Genomic DNA, 20,195 nt, shown 5'->3' with positions numbered 1-20,195 from the left:
TGTAACTAGGCGGCCGGCTGCATGCCGCGCTTTTGCAGCACATGCCGTTCGATGACGATGACGATTTGATAGAAGAGAACCGAGATGAGGACCGAGACCACGGCGACCGTCCAGATCATGCCGTAGTCGAGATAACCCCGCGACTGGTTCAGGAGATTGCCGAGCCCGGTGCCGGTGGCGAGCCATTCGGCGATCATGACGCCCAGAAGCGCGCGCGGAACGGCAAGCCGCATGGCGGCGAAGAGATAGGGCAGCGACGCCGGGATCGAGACGAGGCGCAACTGCGTGAAGGGGCTGGCGCCGTAGGCGCGCACCACATCGAGCGCGCCGCGCGACACCATGCCGAGCCCCTGCGCCAGCGTGACGAAGGCCGGGAAGAAGGTGACCGAAATGGTGATCCACAGGATGACCGAAGGACCACGGCCGAGAAGCAGGACGAGCAGGGGCGTCAGCGCCACCAGCGGCATGGTCTGCGTGACGAGCGCCACCGGCATGAACGAGCGGACGATGCTGGGGCGCACGACCGAGGCGAGCGCCAGCAGGAAGGCGAAGGCGAGGCCGGCGGCCATGCCGATCAGGGTCATCGGCAGGGTCTGGCCGAGCGCTGCGAGAAGACGGGTCTGCGCCGAGGTCGCCGAGGGGGCGAGGAAGAGATAGTCGAAGACGCCGGCCGGGGTTTTGGCGATCATCGCCGGCGTGCCGAGAATTTTCAGGAGCAGCCACCAGACGATGAAGGGGAGCGCGATCGAGGCAAGCGTGATGGCAATCGTCGACAGGAGACTGCCTTCAGAGCGGATGCCGGGCGGTGTTGCTGCAACCGTGATAGCGCGGGTCGAGCGGGTAAGGCGGGCCTCGATGAGTGAAAAAATGCCGTAGGCGATCAGTGCCATTGCCGTTGCGGCAAGGCCGATGCCCCAGAGGCGGGCGGGGTCCGCACGGCCGAGCGAGCCGATGAGATAGGCACCGAGGCCGAAACGTCCACCGCCGCCGAATTCCGCCAGGATCGAACCGAGCACGGCGGCCGGTGCCGCGACGCGCAGGCCGGCGAGGATGGCGGGCAGGGCGGCGCGGATCTCGACCAATCGCAGAAGCGCAAGCCGCCCGCCGCCATAGGCGCGCACCACGTCGAGCATTCGCCTGTCCGTCTGGCTGATGCCGGTGACGGTGGCGCTCATGGTGACGAAATAACAGCCGAGGGCCGCAAGCACGACGCGCGGCGTCATGCCGGAAAAGGTAAGGACGAGGATCGGTGAAATGGCGATCGGCGGCAGCGCGAAGATCGCGACATTGAGGCCGCGTCCGAGCCTTGCGGCAACCGGCGAGACGGCGAAAAGGATGCCGGCGAGGATGGCGAGGCCGTTGCCGATCAGGAAACCGAGCGATGCGCCCTGAAAGGTAGAAAGGATATGGGCGGGATAATCGCCGCGATCCGACCAGAAGCGGATGAGGACTTCGGTCGGGGCAGGCAGCGCGCCGCCGGCGACGAGCTTGAAGCGGCCGAGGATTTCCCAGAGGACGAGCAGGATCGCCGCGTTACGAAGCGCGGACCAATGCCGGAAGCCGGTAGTTCCTCTGGTCGTTTCGGGCGAAGCTCCAAGCGCCGTCTCAGTGGCCATCCAGCGCCTCCGCGACCTGATCTTCGAGCGCGTGGAATTCCGGCGTGGTGAAGACTTCCGGAAGGCGCGGGCGGGCTAGCGGGATGTCGACGACCTTGCCGATACGGCCCGGGCGGCTCTGCATGACGACGACACGATCGGCAAGGAAAACGGCCTCGTCGATGCCGTGGGTGACGAGCAGGGTCGTGGCGCGGCTTTCCATCCAGATGCGCTGTAGCTCGAGATTCATCTGGCGGCGCAGGATCTGGTCGAGTGCGCCAAAGGGTTCGTCAAGGAAGAGAACCTTGGGATCGGTGACGAGGGCGCGAGCAATCGCCACGCGCTGGCGCATGCCGCCGGATAGTTCGCCGGGCAGGGCCTTCTCGAAACCCTTCAGGCCGACAAGGGCGATCAGTTCGGCGATCTTGGCGGAAAAATCGGCGCGTTTGCGGCCGAGCACATCGAGCGGCAGTGCGATATTGTCCTCGACGCTGCGCCAGGGCATCAGGGCGGCATCCTGGAAGGCTACGCCGGTGAGGCCGGCCTTGGCTGCCTGCTGCGGTTTCATGCCGGCAATGCCGATATCGCCCGAAGTCGCGTCATCGAGGCCGAGCGCGAGGCGCAGCATAGTGGACTTGCCGCAGCCGGACGGGCCGATCAGCGCCGTGAACGAGCCTGCGGGACAATCGAGCGAAACATTGTCGAGCGCCTGAACGACAGTCCCGCGCCCCTGAAAGGAGCGCGAGACGGTTTCAAGCGTAATGCCGGTTGTAGAGGTCATCAAACTTCTTCGAGAACGGTGGTGTCGAAGTGTTCGCGCTTGGCGGTGATACCGACGGCGGCAAGCGCCTCGATATTGGCGGCGATCGCTTCCTCGCTCATCGAATAGATGCCCTTTGCATTTTCGATCAGCGGCTTCTGCGCGGTGTTGAAATAGACCTCGTTTTCGAGCGAGCGGCCGGTGCCCTTGAACCATGTGTCGGCAAAGGTCTTCGGGTAGGCTGCCGGATCCTTGAGGTTTTCTTCCCAGCCCTTGCGGCTGGCCTTGAGGAAGGCGACGATTTCCTTGCGTTTGGCCTTGAGCGTCTCTTCGGTGACGACGACGGTGTCGTTGAAGATGGTGAAGCCGAAATCGTAGAGCAGGAAGGAGGTTGCCTCTTCGCCGGCCTGTTTGATGGTGAAAGGCACGTTGGTGGTGAAATCGACCGAGGCGTCGATCTCGCCCTTGATCAGCGGGGTCGGGTCGTAGGCGTAAGGCACGATATTGACCTGGGCGCGGTCTACGCCGGAGATCTTCAGCATGGCTTCGACGGAGATGACGTTGACCGGCGGAACGGCAAGCGTCTTGCCGATCAGGTCCTTCGGCTGCTTGATCGGGTTCTTGGCCAGCGACACGATGCCGATCGGGTTCTTCTGGTACTGGGCGCCGATGATCTTGAAGGGTGCGCCCTGTTCGACGATCGCCTTGATCGTCGTGTCCGGTGTGGTCAGGGTCAGGTCGGCCTTGCCGGCGATGATCGAGCTTTCCGGGATGACGTCCGGGCCGCCCGACAGATATTCCAGCTCAAGGCCGGCTTCCTTGTAATAGCCCTTGTCGGCGGCGAGGAAATAACCGGCGAATTCGGCATCGTTGATCCACGAGGCCTGGAAATTGAACGGCGTGGCGGCAGAGGCCATGCGGCCCATCATCGGCATGGTCGCAGCGGCGCCCATCAGGCCCATGAAATGGCGACGATTGAGGGAAAGATGCATCGGGCTGTTCCTTATTGTCGGGGTGAAGTCTTCAAAGCGGTCTGTCAGGCGACGCCGCGCATGCGGGCAAGTTCCTTGAGCGGCGGCGTGTCGACGATTTCGTCGCGCGTCAGCCGCTCCCATTTGATGCCGCGGGGACGCCGGCTCTGGCGCTCGACCGTTGCAAGGCGGCTCGGCGTGGCGATGAAATCCACCTGAATGTCGGTTTCGCTGGGGCTCAGTTGTTCATCGACCACCTGGACATCATGGACGATGGCCGCGACCGGCGTCTTTTCGTCGACCAGACCGAGATCGGTGAACATGCCCCATTCGAGGTCGAAAAACGTATGGCCCTTGCCGAAACGGATGCCGTCCTTCGTCACCGCCGATGCACCGGTGGCGAGCAGGTCGAAACGGCCGATCGTGGTCAGTTCCTCAAGATTGATGGGGCGAGCGAAATGCTCCATGCCGTCGAGCCATGCGGCAAAGGGAGCGGCATCCGGCGGGACGATGCCCGGTGCCATATAGAGAAAGCCGCGCTGCATGTTGTAGGTCGACATGACGAAGGCCTTGCCCTCGACGATCAGACGACGACGCAGTTCGGTCATCGAATTGTCGGGCGTGACGAAGGCCAGTTTGCTGTCTGCAAAAGCGGGAAGTGCCGCGATCCGGTCGGTCGCCTGCTCGACGCCTTCGAAATCCGGAATGAATTCGCTGAAGCTCAAATGGAAGCGCGTGTCGGGGCGAGCGACAGCCTTCAGGCTGTCCCAAATTCTCTGCCGGATCACGCGTGGTTGTGCCATCATGGCCTCTGTTTCAGTGTTTCATAATTGTGAAACAATAGTTTCATTGTTGCAAGAGGGGTGCTAGTCTTTTTATGCAGAGCGGCAAACCGGAGAGATCATGGCCTCGCGTCTCGTCTTGCGCATTCAGGAACGCTACGCGCGGCTGACAGCCGGCGAGCAGAAACTCGCCCAGCTGATCCTCGACCGGCAGGACGACATCCTGACCCATTCGGCAACCGAGATCGCCGAGATGGCCGGCGTTTCCAAGGCGACGGCTGCGCGTTTCTTCCAGCATCTGGGTTATGCGGATTTTAACGAGGTAAAGCTGCAGGCGCGTGAAGAGCGCAACCGCACGGAACCTTACGGTTATTCCGTCACGCAATCCGAGCAGGTGGCGCTGGGGCGCACGATCGGCGCGCATCTGGAGCTGGAGCTGAAAAACCTGACCAAAACGTTTGAGGAAATGCGTTCCGACAAGGTCAGGCAGGCGGCGGAAATGATCGGTGCTGCACCGAAAGTGTGGGTTCTCGGGCTTGGTGTGGAAGAGGGCGTGGCGCGTTATGCGCGGCTCGTTTTCTCCCGGTTGCGGCACAGCGTGATGATTCTCGGCATCAACCAGGGCTCATGGGCGGAAGATCTGGCGATGACCGGGCCGAAGGACGTGCTGCTTCTGGTGACGCTGCCGCCGCACCAGCCGATCCTGAAACCGATCCTCAGCCACGCGGCGACGAGCCGTCTCAACATCATCACCATTACCGACCGCAACTCGATGCTGGAGGCGCAGCGCTATTCGAATGTCGTATTGCCATGCCATGTGGCGAGCTTTGCACTCGGCCCGTCGCATACGACGATCCTGAGCACGGTGAGGCTGTTGGCGCTGACCTATGCGGCGCATGCCGGTCGCTCGGCCCAGCAACGCACCGAGATCATCGCGGCAATCCATGAAGAGCTTGGCGATCTTTACTGATCGAATGTTACGTTTTTCGTTTCATGAGGCCCTGCGCATCCTTACCAAGATTTAATCCGCAGGCCGCTGTGTTCGCTGGCTTTTCGCCGTTTTGAGCGCAATATCCTCCTCCACAGAGGCAAGGCCCTGATGGAGAACTACCGGCATGAAGAAGATCTGGATCGTGGCCTGTTTTGCCGTGGCGGCAGCTGCCGGCTGGCATTTTCGAGCGCAGCTTCCCTATCTCGATCAGCTTGATCCGCAAGCTTCGGCGGATAAGACGGCAGCAAACGGGCAATCGCAGGATGGCGGTCGCAACGGGCAGCGTGGGCGCGGCAATGGCCAGCCCGCCGCAGTCAAGACCGTTGCCGCCGTGAAGATGACCTTGCCGCTCGATGTCACTGCAACGGGTGCAGCCGTTGCCGATGAAAACACCACGATCGCAGCGCAGGAAGCTGGAACGGTGCTTTCCATCACCGCGCGTGATGGTGATGTGGTCAAGGCCGGCGACCTGATCGCCAAGCTGGATGATCGCAGCCTCGTGGCGGCGCTCGACAAGGACAAGGCACTGCTGGCACGGGATGAGGCAGCGCTGAGGGGGGCAGAGACTGCGCTTGCCCGGGCGAAAACGCTCGTCGATCGCAGTGCCGGCACGCAGCAATCGGTCGACGAGGCGCAGGCCACGCGCGATACCAGCGCCGCAACGGTTCAAAGCGACAAGGCGACAATCGCAGCCGATCAGGTCAATTTAGAGCACACGGAAATCCGCGCGCCTTTCGAAGGGCGTCTTGGCGATATCGCGGTCAGCGTCGGTGCCTATCTCGGGGTCGGATCCACCGTGGTGACGATCGAGAAATATGATCCCATCTATGTCAGCTTCCATCTGCCGGAAGGTTATCTCGGTGAATTGCGCCGGGGATTTTCAGGTGGTGAGATTGCAGTCGATGCGTTGCCTCAGTCGTCCTCGGACGAGATCGTTTCCGGCAAGCTCAGCTTCTTCGACAATACGGTGGACACGGCGTCCGGTACCATTCTGGCAAAGGCGCAGTTCGATAATCCGGACGGAGAATTATGGCCTGGCCAGTCCGTCAACGTGACTGTCCATTTCAACGGCGGCGAAGAGAACGTCGTCGTGCCGACCGTTGCGGTCAATCCGGGGGCCGACAGTCCCTTCGTCTATACGATCGGGGATGACAAAAAGGCCCACAAGACGCTGGTAACGGTTTCCCGTTCCAATGGCAGCGACACGGCAATCACCAAGGGGATAGAGGACGGTGCTCATGTCGTCGTGGAAGGGCAATCGCAGCTTGCCGATGGTGCGACGGTTCACGAGGATTTCTCGAATGCCGGCCGGGAGACCGCCTCGGTCAATACCGTGATTGAAACGGGGGCAAGCAATTGATCTCCGAATTCTGCATCAGGCGTCCCGTCGCCACCACGCTTCTTGCCATCGGGGCCATATTGGCCGGGCTTGCCGGTTATCGGATGCTGCCGGTCGCGGCGCTGCCGCAGGTGGATTTCCCGACGATCAACGTCTCCTCGTCGCTGAGCGGTGCTTCGCCCCAGACGATGGCGACGGCGGTTTCCACGCCGCTGATCAAGAAATTCGAGACCATTCCGGGTATCAGCGAAATCAGCGCAACCAACTCGCTCGGCAGTTCCTCGATCGTGCTGCAGTTCGATCTGAGCCGCAATATCGATGCGGCCGCCGCCGACGTGCAGGCGGCGATCTCGCAGGCAAGTCGGCAATTGCCGGACAATATGACGACGGCGCCGAGCTATCGCAAGACCAACCCGGCCGACGCGCCGGTTCTGCTTCTGACGGTGAAAAGCGACAGCCTGCCGCCGAGCAAGGTGGACGAGATTGCCGAAAACGTCATCTCGCCGACACTTTCAACGCTGCCGGGCGTTGCCGAAGTGTCGATCTTCGGGGCGAAGACCTATGCCGTTCGTGTCGAGGTCGATCCCGACAAGCTGCAGGCACGCGGTCTTGGCGTCCAGAGCGTGACGAACGCGATCGAGGCCGCCAACAGCCAGGCGCCAGTCGGCTCGCTGCAGAACGGCAGCCAGAAGCTGACGATCAATGCCGACACCCAGCGCACCAATGCGCAAGAATTCCGCTCGCTGGTCATCGCATCGCCCAACGGCGCGCCGATCCATCTCGGCGATATCGCGCGGGTGGAGGACAGTGTCGAAAATCTCGATGCGGGCAGTTGGTATGACGGCCAGTCGGCCATCGTGCTTGCCGTGCAGCGCCAGCCGGATGCCAATACGGTTGCGGTCGTCGATGCGGTGAGAGCCAAGCTCCCGGCGCTGACGGCCGAACTTCCGGCATCCGTGTCGCTCAATGTGATGAACGATTCTTCGGTATCGATCCGCGAGTCGATCTCCGACGTGCAGTTCACGCTCGGGCTGACGATCGCGCTGGTCGTGCTGGTGATCTACCTGTTCCTCGGACGGGTTTCCGCGACCATCGTTCCGGCGCTTGCTGTGCCGCTGTCGCTGGTCACGACCTTCGGCGCCATGTATCTGCTCGGCTACAGCATCGACAACATCTCACTTCTGGGGCTGACGCTTTCCGTTGGCCTCGTGGTCGACGATGCGATCGTGATGCTCGAAAACATCATGCGGCATATCGAGGATGGCATGCCGGTGCGGCAGGCCGCGCTGCAGGGAGCGTCCGAAGTCAGCTACACGATCGTCTCGATGTCGATCTCGCTGATTGCCGTGTTCATTCCGATCCTGCTGATGGGCGGCGTGGTCGGGCGGCTGTTCAACGAATTCGGCATGGTGGTCGCGATGGCGATCGTCGCTTCGGCTATCGTGTCGCTGACGGTGACGCCGATGCTGGGGTCGCGCATGTCCGACCGGCATCATCGCCCGAGCCTGATCGTCAGGATATTCGATCGCGGCTTCGAGAAGACGCTGCGCGGTTATGATCGCTCGGTCGGCTGGTGCCTGAGGAACCGGATGGTGATCATGCTGGTCTTCCTGGCTTCGGTCGGCGGCTCCGTCTATCTGTTCAAGACTCTTCCGAGCAGTTTCTTCCCGACCGAGGATATCGGCAGGCTTTCGGTTTCGACACGCGCCAGAGAAGACATTTCCTATGCGGCGATGCGTGATCTGCAGGCGCAGGTCGTGGCGGCGATCCGCGCCAACCCGGCCGTTGCCCATGTGACGTCCACGGTCGGCGGTAACAGCCGAAGCCCGTTGAATAACGGCACGGTCTTCGTCGAACTGAAGGACCGCGACGCGAGGCCGCCATTGCAGCAGACCTTGCAGGAGCTGCGGCAGGCGACGGGCAGGATTGCCGGTATCCGCGCCTTCATCACGCCGCAGCAGAGCCTTCGCTTCGGCGGGCGCAGCACCGCCAGCCAATACCAGCTCGTCGTCCAGGCCTTGAAGGTTGACGATACGAACGAATGGTCGGGCAAGCTGCTGGATGCAATGCGCAAGGACCGGCAGCATTTCACCGACGTCACCTCCGATGCGCAGAACAACGCGATCGAGGCCGATATCAAGGTCGATACGGAAAAGGCCGCCCGTTTCGGCATTACCGACGACACCTTGCGCAAATCGCTGCAGATGGCCTTTGGCGGTTACAATGCCGCTGAAATCCAGTCGACGGGCGATAGTTACGAGGTCATCGTCGAGTTCGATACCAGCCGGCAGTGGAACGACCAGTTGCTGCAGCAGGTGCGGGTCATGTCATCCAACGGTACGCTGGTGCCATTGTCGAACTTTGCCCATGTGGAACGAAAGACCGCGCCGGTGACGATCAGCCAGACCGGCCAGCTGGTCTCGACGACGATTTCGTTCAACCTTCCCGAAAACGTGTCGCTCAGCGATGCGACCGCTGCGATCGACCAGATCAAGGCATCGCTCGACATGCCGGCAGACGTGTTCACCTCATACGGCGGCACGGCGCAGATCTTTCAACAGAGCCAGGGCAATACGCCGCTGCTGATCCTTGCCGCCGTTCTGACCATCTATGTCGTGCTCGGGGTGCTTTATGAAAGCTTCATCCACCCGCTGACCATTCTCTCCGGCCTGCCGGCGGCGGCGTTCGGAGCGCTTCTGGCGCTGAAACTGTTCGGTTTTGATCTCTCGATCATCGCGCTGATCGGTCTTCTGATGCTGATCGGCATCGTCAAGAAGAACGCCATCATGATGATCGACGTGGCGGTGGAGACGATGCGGGAGAAGGGTGAGAGTGCCGCTGCCGCAATCCATGAGGCGAGTGTTCGGCGTTTCCGCCCGATCATGATGACGACCTTCTGTGCGTTGCTCGGCGCCTTGCCGATCGCAATCGGCGGCGGCGCGTCCTCGGAGCTTCGCCAACCGCTCGGCGTCGCGGTGGTCGGCGGGCTGATCGTTAGCCAGGCGCTGACGCTGTTCATCACGCCGGTGATCTTTGTCGAGATGGACCGTTTCGGCCGTTTCCTCAGCCGGTTTGGTCGCCGGAAGGATGAGGAGCGGAGCGAGACGAACGACGATCATCGCCCGGCGATCGCTGCGGAGTGACTGTGTCCGCTATCTGAGGAAGCGCCGGAAACGGCGCAGTGCCAGCCAGAACAGGACCGAGCCGATTACCATTAGCGCGAGCAGCTGTGGCCAGACGACGTCGATCTGCGCGCCGCGGAAGAGGACGGCCTGGGCCAGGATGACGAAATGCGTGTTGGGGGCAAGCAGCATGATATACTGGATGATGTCCGGCATGCTTTCGCGCGGCGTCATCGCACCCGAAAGCACCTGAAGCGGCAGGAGCACGAGGATCAGCAACAGGCCGAATTGCGGCATGGAGCCTGCGACCGTCGCCAGAAATATGCCCATGGATGTGGTGGCGAAAAGAAACAGCGCCGTGCCGAGGAGGAAGACTGCGGGCGAACCTTCGATCGGGATCGCCAGCAGTCCCTTGACGATGACGAACAGGGCGAAGCTCGAGGCGAGCAGCACGACGAGGCCCATCGACCAGATCTTGCTGATCATGATTTCCGTCGGCGTGACCGGCATGACGAGCAGGTGCTCTATCGTGCCGTGTTCGCGCTCGCGGATGAGGGCGGCACCGGTCAGGACGATCGACAGCATGGTGATTGAGGTGATGATGTTGGTGATCGAGCCGAACCAGGATTTGTCGAGCGACGGATTGAAGCGTGCCCGAAGCGTCAGGTCGACCGGGACGCTGCTTGCACCCCTGTAACGGTTGAGGAATTCGCCGACCTCGTTTCCGACGATCGTCTGGATATAGCCGCTGCCGCTGAAGGCTTGGCTCATGCGGGTTGCATCGACATTGAGCTGGATGACGGGCTGCTGGCCCGCCAGGACATCGCGCTGGAAATCCGGCGGGATGTTGAGCGCGAACGTGTCGAGGCCGGCATCCATGCGGCTGTCCATCTCGGCAATCGAGATCTGTTTCGGCGGCACGAAATAGGGAGGCATGAAGGCGGTGCTGATGCGGCCCGAAAGCGGCGACTGATCCTCGTCGACGATAGCGACGGCGGCATTGTTGAGCGTCTCTGGCATGGCGCTGGAGCCGGTATAGATCTGCAGGCTGAACGCATAAACGATCAGGAGAAGCAGCATCGGATCTCGGGCGAGGCCGCGCAATTCCTTGAGGCCGAGCTGAAAGATGTTGGACGAGAACATGGGTCAGCTCTCCTGCTTCTTGAGAAGCACCGCGCCGAGCGCGGCCAGAATGGGGATGGCGATCAAAAGCGGGACGAAGGAGCCGGCCAAGCCGGCGAAATCCAGCGCCTTGGAGAAGGTGCCGCGCGAGATCGTCATGAAATAGCTGGTCGGATAGATCTGGCCGATCAAGGCGCCCGCCCCCTGCAGCGAGGAGACCGGGTCGGTCATGCCGGAATATTGCGTGGCCGGGATCAGCGTCAGCAGCGCCGTGCCGAAGATGGCGGCGATCTGGCTCGACATGAAGGTCGACATCAATATGCCGATCGAGGTGGCGATGATGACATAGAGAAGAGCGGCCGTCGCATAGGTGACGAAGCTGCCGGTGAAGGGCACACGGAAGATCAGCGTGGCGAAGGCGACCAGCAGCAGGAAGTTCAGCATGCCGAGGACGATATAGGGAAGCTGCTTGCCGAACAGGAATTCCAGCCGCGTCACCGGCGTGACGTAGAGATTGATGATCGATCCCAGTTCCTTTTCGCGTACGACGCTGAGGGCCGAAAGCATGGCGGGGATGAGGATCAGCAGAAGCGGGATGACCGCCGGCACCATGGCGACGAGGCTTTTGACGTCCGGATTATAGCGGAAGCGGGTTTCTATGGAGAACGTGCCCTGCGTGGCGGCTGCCCCGTTGATCTCCTTCGCCTTGCGGTTCAGCCAGTTGGCATGCATGCCCTGGACGTAACCGCTGACGGTTTCGGCCCGCTGCGGCATGGCGCCGTCGATCCAGGCGCCGATCTCGACCGTATCGCCGCGCAGTACGTTTCGCCCGAATCCCGGCGGGATCTCGATCGCCAGACTGATCTCTCCCTCGCGCATGCGCTTGTCCATGTCGGCATAATCGCGGATCGGCTCCTTCTCGATGAAATAGCGCGACCCGGCGATATCCAGCACATAGTCGCGGCTGATGGTCGAGTCGTCGCGGTCGAGCACGGCGAAGGTGAGATCCTCGACATCCATGTTGATGCCGTAGCCGATGACGAACATCAGGATGACGCTGCCGAGTACGGCGAGCGTGGCGCGGATCGGATCGCGCTGCAGCTCCAGCGTTTCGCGCCGCGTGCAACTGAACATGCGGCGGAAATCGAAGACGCGGCGTTTTTTCGGCGCATGGGTGTCGTGCGAGAGGACCTGCTTTGCTGGGGCTGGATCAGCTCTCTTTTCGGTCTTTGCCGTTGGCGTGATGCCGGACGCTTCCTCCAGATAGGCGATGAAGGCTTCTTCGAGCGAGGCGGCGTCCCGGCTTTTGGCGATCTCTTCCGGCGTGTCGCTGATCAGCACCTTGCCGGCATGCATGAGCGAGATGCGGTCGCAGCGTTCCGCCTCGTTCATGAAATGGGTGGAGATGAAGATGGTGACATTGTCCTTGCGGGAGAGATCGGCAAGGATCTGCCAGAAGGCATCGCGGGCGATGGGATCGACACCGGAGGTCGGTTCGTCGAGGATCAGCACGTCGGGGGCATGGATCATGGCAACGGCGAGCGACAGGCGCTGGCGGATGCCGAGCGGCAGGCCGTCGGGCAGCGTCTCCATGACATCGGCCAGGCCGAAACGGCTGGCCATCTCATCGATCCGTGCCGGGATATTCTCTTCCGGCAGCTTGAACAGGCGGGCATGCAGGTCGAGGTTCTGGCGCACCGTGAGTTCACTGTAGAGCGAAAATGCCTGGCTCATGTAACCGACGCGGCGGCGCACGGCCATGTCGCTGGCATCGACCGTGCGGCCGAAGAGTTTTGCCTCGCCTTCGCTGGCCGCCAGAAGCCCGGTCAGCATCTTCATCGTTGTCGACTTGCCGCAGCCGTTGGAGCCGAGGAAGCCGAAGATCTCGCCGCGCGGGATCTGGAAGCTGACATTGTCGACTGCGGTGAAACTGCCGAAGCGCATGCTGAGGTGGCTGGCCTCGATGGCATAGTCTTCCGCCCCGTCATGCTCGCGAGGCGGGATGACGACATCGACATGGCCGCGCCGCTCGGCTTCGGGAAGAAGCGCGATGAAGGCGGCATCGAGATTGTCGGTTGTGGTGCGCGACAGAAGTTCGGCCGGTGTGCCGGTATCGAGCACCTTGCCGGCATTCATCGCCACCAGCCAGTCGAAGCCTGCGGCCTCTTCCATATAGGCGGTGGCGACGATGACGCTCATGCCGGGACGGCCGGCGCGGATTGTATCGATCAGTTCCCAGAACTGCCGGCGCGAAAGCGGGTCGACGCCGGTCGTTGGTTCGTCGAGGATCAGCAGATCCGGGTCATGGATCAGGGCGCAGCAGAGACCGAGTTTCTGTTTCATGCCGCCGGAAAGTTTTGCCGCGGGCCGGTCTGCGAAGGGGGAAAGGCCGGTGCTTTCCAGAAGCTCGCTGATGCGCGCCTCGCGCTCGGCCTTGTCCTGGCCGAACAGGCGGGCGAAAAAATCGACATTCTCGAAGACCGACAGGGTCGGATAGAGGTTCTTGCCCAGCCCTTGCGGCATATAGGCGATCTTCGGGCAGGTGGTGTCGCGATGGCGGGCATCCGACATGTCGCCGCCGAGAACCTCGACCTTGCCTTTCTGGATCGCGCGGGCACCAGAGACGAGCGACAGCAGGCTCGACTTGCCGACACCATCCGGCCCGATCAGGCCGACCATGCAGCCGGGCGGAATATCGATCGACACGTCATCGAGCGCGACCGTCTTCTTGTAGGCAAGCGATACCTGCTGCAGCCGGACTACGGGCTTGCTGTCGCTTGGGGCTTGTTTGTCGGCGGCGTCCATCTCGGCGCCGTCACTTCACGAGGTTGCGTTCGAGATGTTCAGGCCATGCGGCCTGCGGGTCGAGCCGGACATAGGCCATGCCGGGCAGGCCGGTCTTGACGTATTGGATGTATTTCTGAAGCAGTTCCTGAGGGATCTGGGCTCGCACGCGGAATGTCAGTTTCTGGCGTTCTTCCTCTGTTTCAACCGTTTTCGGCGTGAACTGCGCGACATCGGCAACGAAGGAGACTTTTCCCGGGATCGTGTATTGGGGCGCCGCGTCGAGGACGAGGCGGACGTCAGAGCCGATCGAAGTCTGGCCGGCCTGCGCGGTGGGCAGGAAGAAGGTCATGTAGACATCGCCGAGATCGACGAGATTGAGAACGCGGCCGCCGGCGGACAAAACCTCTCCCGGTTGGGCGACGCGGTACTGGACACGACCGTCCCGCGGCGATGTCAATGTGCTGTCGGCGATATCCGTATCGACGCTGTCGATCTCAGCTTTTGCGGCATCGACCGCCGCTCCTGCATCCACCACCTGCGCCTTGGCGGCGTTGATCGCCGCATCGGAGGCCGCAAGTGACGCTTCCGCCGAGGCGAGCGTGGCGCGTGCCGCCTGTTCGGCCGCCTCGCTGTCATCGACCACCTGCTGCGAGACGGTGTTGTTGGCGAGCAATTGCCGCGAGCGGGCGTTGGTCTTTTGCGCCGAGTCGAGCTGGGCCTTGCGCTGTTCGATGACCGCAAGGGCGGATTTTCGTTCGGCCTCGCGCTGGGCGACGAGGCTGTGGGCAGTATCGACGGAAATTTCTGCGCGGCGAAGCTGCGCTTGCGCCTGACGCTTGCTGGCTTCCAGCTGGGCGGTATCCATCTTGGCGAGAATCTGGCCCGCCTTGACGAAATCGCCTTCGCGAACCATCAACTCCTTCAGCCGGCCGGCGGTCTTGGTGGAGATGTCGATTTCGACGGCCTCGATGCGGCCGTTGCTGGAGGTGAAGCCCGCGGCCAAACTATCGCCACGGAAAACCGTCCAAGCATAATATCCGCAAGCAACTACAACGAGGGCGATTACGCCCCAGACCCATCCCCTTGCGGATTTCGTCATCACTGTCCCCAGGCAATTGCAAATGTTCCCGTGACGATAGACTTATGGCGTCATGGCGAATTGACCACGGTCAATGCAACCTTTTGCTGAATGTTGGTGCCCGCATTCAGTGAGGCTGGTTTCCCCGGACGAAGACGCCGATGCAGCGCCGTAGATGGCGGTTGCGATCCGCGCGGTCCTTCCAGTCACGGCTGCCCGGCCCGGCCATGCCCCCGAACAGAAGGTCCATCAGCATGCGGGCGCCGCTCAATGTGTTGTCGATCGCAAGCATCCTGCGGCCAACCTGAAGATCGAGCCATTCCGCGAGAAGCTTTCGTGATCGGTCGACACCCTCCCGGTGCAAAATATCGACCAGTTCGGGAACCTGCTGCGATTCCCTTATGACGAAGGAGATGAAGGCTTCGCGTTCCCGTTCCGCCGCCTCGTCGATGTCGATCATGAAGATATCTGCCAAAACCTCATCGACGGGCCTGTCTTCATTCTCGGGGCGCGGGAGAGCGAGCATCATCCGGCGATGGGAGCCGACGACCGCGAGAAATAGATCCGCCTTGCTTTCGAATACCCGATAGAGGGTCTGCTTGGAGATACGACATCGCGCCGCCACGATATCGGTCGTGGTGCCGCGATAGCCGAGTTCGACGAAGGTGCGCTGGGCCTCCTCGACGATCGCCTGCCGGCGTTCATCGTCGCTCTGCGTTTTCGGGCGTCCCCTTGAACGTTTCATTTCGGGCATCGTGTCGTCGCTATCCATCAATCGCAGTGTCTTATGTCCGGCGGTATCACGCAAGAGCCGCCACCGGATCAAGCCGCGACGCGTTGCGGGCCGGAAGATAGCCAAAGGCGATGCCGATGAGGCAGGACGAAACGACTGCAAGAACGATGGGTGCAGTGGTGAACACGAGGCTGAAGCTCGAGCCGAACAGGCTGAATGTCGCGCCGAACAGAAGCGCGAGCGCCACGCCGAGCACGCCGCCGATCAGGCAGACGAGCACGGCCTCGATCAGGAACTGCTGCAGGATATCCTGCCGTCTGGCTCCGACCGCCATGCGCACGCCGATTTCGCCCACCCGTTCGGAGACCGAGACCAGCATGATGTTCATCACACCGATACCGCCGACGATCAGCGAAATGACCGCGATCGCGCCGATCAGCAGCGTCATCGTCTGGGTCGTGCTGGTGATGGTCTGGCGAATGTCGTCGGTATTCAGCACGAAGAAGTCCTTGGTGCCGTGGCGGCCGGTGAGGAAGGTGGTGACCGCCTGTTCGGCAACGCTGGTGTCGGCATCGTCGCTGATCCTGAGCGTGATGCTGCGCAGCGACTGGTCGCCGGTGAAACGGGTCTGCACGCTGGTATAGGGCAGGTAGATGGAGAGATTGTCGCTGGAGCCGAAACCGCCCTGCTGCGACGAGATCACGCCGATCACCCGCGACGGCACGCTGCCTGCCAGAAATACCTGGCCGATTGCTTGAGCGGTATCGCTGCCGAACAGGGTTTTTGCGGTGTTCTCATCGATGACCGCATCCTGTTCCATGGCCTGCACGCCGGCATCGTCGAAGAAACGGCCGGCGACGAGCTTCGAGCCCTTGACCTCGAAATACTTGCTGCCGACGCCGTTGATCAGGGCATTGGCTTCGGTCGCGCCGAAACGTGCTGTGGTGCTGGTCGAGACCGTTGGCGTCGCGGCGGCGATATAGGGTAGTTTCGCAAGCGCATTGGCGTCGGAGACCACCAGGGTCTTCACCCGGCCCGATCGCATGTCGCCGAACCCGTTGCCGGGAAAGACTTCCAGCGTGTTGGTGCCGAGACTGCTGATATTGGCGAGCACCTTCTGCTGGCTGCCGGTGCCGAGCGCCACGACCGAGATCACCGAGGCGATGCCGATGATGATACCGAGCATTGTCAGGAACGAGCGCATTCGATGCGTCTTCAATGCCTTGCAGGCCATCAGGAAGGCTTCGCGAAAACGGTCGAAACCGGCGCCGACGCGATTTGCCGGTGCGACGGTTCGCGGTTTTGTTTCCGGAGCCGAAACGGGAAGGGCTCTGGAGCGCGTGTCGGAAATGATGCGACCGTCGGAGATCTCGATGATGCGCTCGGCTCTTGCGGCCACTGTCGCATCATGGGTGACGATGATGATGGTGCGGCCTTCGGCATGCAGCTCGTCGAGAATGCGCAGCACTTCCTCGCCGCTTGCCTTGTCGAGCGCACCGGTCGGTTCGTCGGCGAGGATCACGTCGGCATCGTTCATCAGGGCGCGAGCAATTGACACGCGCTGCTGCTGGCCGCCGGAGAGGTGTCCCGGCCTGTGTTCGGTGCGATCCGCCATGCCGAGGCGTCCGAGCAGGGCGGCGGCTCGCTCGCGCCGCTGGCTGCGGTCGCGGCCCGCATAGACCGCCGGGATCTCGACATTGGAGAGCGCCGAGATTTCGTCCAGCAGATGATAGCGCTGGAAGATGAAGCCGAAATGCTCGCGTCTCAGCGCCGAGCGGTCGTCGTTGTCGAGGGCGGATGTCTCGCGGCCGGAAATCTTGTATGTGCCGGCGGTCGGCCGGTCGAGCAGGCCGAGAATGTTCATGAGCGTCGACTTGCCGGAGCCGGAGGCACCGATGATCGCGACCATCTCGCCGCGTTCGATCGTCAGGTCGACGTCTTTCAGGACGGTGATCGTGCCGTCACCGGAGGCATAGTCGCGGCGCAGGCCGGCGAGCGAAATCAAGGGGTCTGTCATCGACTTGCTCCCGTCAGAACATCGGCGGCGGACCGCCGCGACTGCTGGATGTCGATGGTGCAGCCGAGCCTTCGCCGATCACCACCCGCTCGCCCTCGGAAAGGCCGGACCTGACCTCGGCGGTGATCTTGTTGTTAAGGCCGATCTCGACCTGGCGGGTCTCAATCCTGCCGTCCTTCTCGACGCGGACCTGGGCTTCGCCCGTTGCAGCTGTTTCCGGCAGGGCGGAGGAGGGGATGGTGAGCACATCTGCTGCCGAACCGAGGATGATGTTGACCTCGGCGGACATGTAGGTGCGGAAACGGCCGTCGTCGTTCGGGATGTCGAAGACGCCGATATAGTAGATCGCCGAGGAGGAGGATGAGGACGAGGAGGATGATGAGCCGGTGCTGGATGTGGCGACGCTGCTGTCATCGACGATCGTTTCCGGCGCAGGCTCGATCGCCGCAAGCGTCGCGTCATAGGATCTCGCCCGGTCGCCGATGACGTTGAAACGCACCTTCTGTCCGGCTTCGACGCGGGTGATATCGGCTTCGGAAATCTCGGCACGGACCGTCATCCGGGTGAGGTCGCCGAGAGCGACGATGGTGGGGGCCGATTGCGTCGCGTTGACGGTGCGACCTTCCTGGTTGACGATCGCCAGAACCGTGCCGTCCATCGGCGCGCTGATCCGCGTATAGCCGACATCCGCCTGCGCTGTCTCGACGGCGACCTCGGCCTCGGTGATCTGCGCGTCGAGCGCCTCGATCTGTGCCGTGACGACCTTCACTTCCGCTTCGGCGGTTTGCAGGTCGGCGCGGGAGCCTGCCTGTTTCTCGTAGATCGCCTGTTGGCGAGCGAGGGTGAGGTTGGCGTTTTCCAGCTCTGCAACGCGTTCATTGCGTTGTGCCTGAACATTGGCGAGCGCTGCCCTGGCGGTTTTCAGCGCGTTGTCCTGCGTGGTGGAATCGATGAGTGCGATGAGATCGCCCGCCTTCACCGTGTCACCGACGGCGACCTTCAGCGAAGTGATGCGACCTGATGCTTGTGAGCCGACTGCGACCAGCCGCGAGGGCTTGAGGGTGCCCGTCGCGAGAACCGTCGATTCCACATTGCCGCGCGCCACGGGCGTCGTCAGCACTGCCGCAGTGGAGGCCGATGACGACAGGGTAAAGGCGGTGCCGACACCTATGATGACAAGCGCGATAAGCAGGAGTGGCAGGGCCGTCTTGAGACGCATGCGAGATACTCAACCTTTTTAAAACCGATGAGTACCGATATTGTTTTTCACTGCCGGCCTGTCAACGCAGCGAAGATTAAATGATGTTCATGCTGGCGCGGGTATGGCCATTCACCCGCAGTAACCGGTCTGCTCGTTTTCAAATTTGCGGCTGCTTTTCATCAAAACTATGTTAGATTGGCGGCAGGCTGTTGCATCGGGCGGCATGACCGTGTCCAATGCTGTCGAGGCGATTGTAGTCGCTCGATGGTACTGATCAAGATATTGATTTCATTATTTTAGTTGTCTGTTTTTGGTTTTACGGATCGCTTGGGCGGTAATGACGCATGCCTTTACGGATTGTCGCAGCGCTTCTCGGTTGAGCAATTCTGGCATGCAGTGATATGCCGTTCCTCAACCACCGTGATATTCAAAATCAATTTGCGATAATTTATATACGTATTAGTTTGTATGTAAATTTCTCTCCCCCTCAGTTGGAGCTTTCCGATGCAAAAGACGCCGCTGCGCGCTCTCGCACTTTTGTCTGGTCTCGCATTTCTGGCAGGGTGCCAGCAGGAGCAGCAGGGGCAGGCCAAGCAGGCGCCTCCGCCCAGTCCTGTCGGTGTCGTGACGATTGCGGCTGAATCGCTGCCGATCATCAACGAACTTCCGGGACGCATCTCGCCGACCCGGCTTGCAGAAGTTCGCCCGCGTGTGGCCGGTATCGTCGTCGAGCAGGTGTTCGAGCAGGGCTCGCAGGTCAACCGCGGCGATGTCCTTTACCGCATCGATCCGGCGCCGTTCCAGGTGCAGGTCGATAGCGCCAAGGCAACGGTTGCACGGGCCAAGGCTGCCCAGTTGCAGGCGCGCCAGACGTCCGATCGCCAGCAGCAGCTGCGTCGCTCCAACGTTGCTTCGCAGCAGGAATTCGATAACGCGATCTCGCAGCTGGCACAGGCTGATGCCGAAGTCGCCGTTGCCGAGGCCGGCCTCGCACAGGCAAATCTCAACCTGCAGTATTCGCAGGTCACCGCGCCGATCAGCGGCCGCATCGGCCGTGCGCTGATCACCGAAGGCGCACTTGTCAGCGCCAACAGCACCGAGAACCTTGCAACCATCCAGCAGCTCGACCCGATCTATGCCGATTTCACCCAGCCGGCTGCTGACCTGATCCGCCTGCGCAAGGCGCTCGAAGACGGCAAGTTGATGACTGGCGACAATGAGGCGGAAGTGAAGCTGCTTCTCGATGACGGCACGCCTTACGCCCAGACGGGACGCCTGCTGTTCTCCGAAGCCGCCGTCGATGAAACGACCGGCCAGGTGACGCTGCGTGGTGAATTCCCCAATCCGGACGGCGACCTTCTGCCGGGCATGTATGTGCGCGTCCAGATCCAGCAGGGTGTCGAGAGGGAAGCCTTTGCGGTTCCGCAGCAGGCGGTTCAGCGCGATCCGGGCGGTCAGGCAAGCGTGCTTGTCGTCGGTGAAGGCAACAAGGCCGAGCAGCGCCGCGTCAATGTCGGCCGTGCGCTTGGCGATCGCTGGGTCATCTCGCAGGGCCTGAAGGCCGGCGACAAGGTCATCGCCGACGGCTTCCAGAAGACTGCACCCGGAGCCACCGTCAACCCGCAGCCCTGGAGCCCGGAAAAGCCTGCGGCTGAAGCAGCGGCAGGCGAAGCCCCGGCGGCACAGAAGTAAGGATC

At 61.9% G+C, this 20,195-nt stretch carries 14 protein-coding genes; 4 read left to right on the top strand and 10 right to left on the bottom strand.

Annotated elements, in window-relative coordinates:
- Positions 1-5: 5 nt before the first annotated feature.
- Genes HNQ72_RS23730 through HNQ72_RS23715 form a run of 4 tightly spaced genes read right to left on the bottom strand, consistent with a single transcriptional unit; the run spans position 6 to position 4,129 of the window.
- Positions 6-1,616: an ABC transporter permease gene (locus tag HNQ72_RS23730; protein WP_183995945.1), complete on the bottom strand. Its 1,611-nt coding sequence runs from the start codon at positions 1,614-1,616 to the stop codon at positions 6-8.
- Positions 1,606-2,376, bottom strand: a complete 771-nt coding sequence (locus HNQ72_RS23725; RefSeq protein ID WP_183995943.1) for an ABC transporter ATP-binding protein — start codon at positions 2,374-2,376, stop codon at positions 1,606-1,608. Before HNQ72_RS23725 ends, HNQ72_RS23730 begins: the two co-directional genes overlap by 11 nt.
- The gene (locus HNQ72_RS23720) at positions 2,376-3,347 is read right to left on the bottom strand and encodes an ABC transporter substrate-binding protein (RefSeq protein ID WP_183995941.1); all 972 of its coding nucleotides are present in this window, start codon (positions 3,345-3,347) and stop codon (positions 2,376-2,378) included. Before HNQ72_RS23720 ends, HNQ72_RS23725 begins: the two co-directional genes overlap by 1 nt.
- 44 nt (positions 3,348-3,391) lie before the next feature.
- Positions 3,392-4,129, bottom strand: coding sequence for a 5-formyltetrahydrofolate cyclo-ligase (locus tag HNQ72_RS23715; RefSeq protein ID WP_183995939.1), 738 nt, complete (start codon positions 4,127-4,129; stop codon positions 3,392-3,394).
- Between the two features lie 100 nt (positions 4,130-4,229).
- Between HNQ72_RS23715 and HNQ72_RS23710 the strand changes: the two genes are divergently transcribed.
- The 3 genes from HNQ72_RS23710 (at position 4,230) to HNQ72_RS23700 (ending at position 9,581) form a co-directional block, all read left to right on the top strand.
- Positions 4,230-5,078, top strand: coding sequence for a MurR/RpiR family transcriptional regulator (locus HNQ72_RS23710; RefSeq protein WP_183995937.1), 849 nt, complete (start codon positions 4,230-4,232; stop codon positions 5,076-5,078).
- Positions 5,079-5,223: 145 nt separating this feature from the next.
- The gene (locus HNQ72_RS23705; RefSeq protein ID WP_183995935.1) at positions 5,224-6,459 is read left to right on the top strand and encodes an efflux RND transporter periplasmic adaptor subunit; all 1,236 of its coding nucleotides are present in this window, start codon (positions 5,224-5,226) and stop codon (positions 6,457-6,459) included.
- Positions 6,456-9,581: an efflux RND transporter permease subunit gene (locus HNQ72_RS23700; protein WP_183995933.1), complete on the top strand. Its 3,126-nt coding sequence runs from the start codon at positions 6,456-6,458 to the stop codon at positions 9,579-9,581. Before HNQ72_RS23705 ends, HNQ72_RS23700 begins: the two co-directional genes overlap by 4 nt.
- A 9-nt stretch (positions 9,582-9,590) precedes the next feature.
- Here HNQ72_RS23700 and HNQ72_RS23695 read toward each other — a convergent pair whose 3' ends face one another.
- The 6 genes from HNQ72_RS23695 to HNQ72_RS23670 form a co-directional block, all read right to left on the bottom strand.
- A complete protein-coding gene (locus tag HNQ72_RS23695) occupies positions 9,591-10,703 on the bottom strand; it encodes an ABC transporter permease (RefSeq protein WP_183995931.1) in 1,113 nt (370 codons plus the stop codon).
- Between the two features lie 3 nt (positions 10,704-10,706).
- Complete coding sequence (rbbA, locus tag HNQ72_RS23690; protein ID WP_183995929.1) at positions 10,707-13,487, bottom strand: ribosome-associated ATPase/putative transporter RbbA; 2,781 nt, start codon at positions 13,485-13,487, stop codon at positions 10,707-10,709.
- A gap of 10 nt (positions 13,488-13,497) precedes the next feature.
- The gene (locus HNQ72_RS23685; RefSeq protein ID WP_183995927.1) at positions 13,498-14,568 is read right to left on the bottom strand and encodes an HlyD family secretion protein; all 1,071 of its coding nucleotides are present in this window, start codon (positions 14,566-14,568) and stop codon (positions 13,498-13,500) included.
- A 106-nt stretch (positions 14,569-14,674) separates the two neighbouring features.
- Entirely contained in the window at positions 14,675-15,319 is a 645-nt protein-coding gene (locus tag HNQ72_RS23680; RefSeq protein ID WP_183996127.1) for a TetR/AcrR family transcriptional regulator, read from the bottom strand.
- A gap of 28 nt (positions 15,320-15,347) precedes the next feature.
- Positions 15,348-17,297, bottom strand: a complete 1,950-nt coding sequence (locus HNQ72_RS23675; RefSeq protein WP_183995925.1) for a MacB family efflux pump subunit — start codon at positions 17,295-17,297, stop codon at positions 15,348-15,350.
- A 13-nt stretch (positions 17,298-17,310) separates the two neighbouring features.
- Entirely contained in the window at positions 17,311-18,516 is a 1,206-nt protein-coding gene (locus HNQ72_RS23670; protein ID WP_183995923.1) for an efflux RND transporter periplasmic adaptor subunit, read from the bottom strand.
- A gap of 486 nt (positions 18,517-19,002) precedes the next feature.
- Between HNQ72_RS23670 and HNQ72_RS23665 the strand changes: the two genes are divergently transcribed.
- Positions 19,003-20,190 carry an efflux RND transporter periplasmic adaptor subunit gene (locus HNQ72_RS23665; protein WP_183995921.1) on the top strand — a complete coding sequence of 396 codons (1,188 nt, stop codon included), beginning with the start codon at positions 19,003-19,005 and terminating at the stop codon, positions 20,188-20,190.
- The last annotated feature ends 5 nt before the right edge of the window (positions 20,191-20,195 follow it).

The sequence above is a fragment of the Aliirhizobium wenxiniae genome (assembly GCF_014201355.1).
Lineage (GTDB): Bacteria > Pseudomonadota > Alphaproteobacteria > Rhizobiales > Rhizobiaceae > Neorhizobium > Neorhizobium wenxiniae.
The sequence above is the reverse complement of the archived record's forward strand: the minus strand, read 5'-3'. Positions and strand labels throughout refer to the sequence as shown.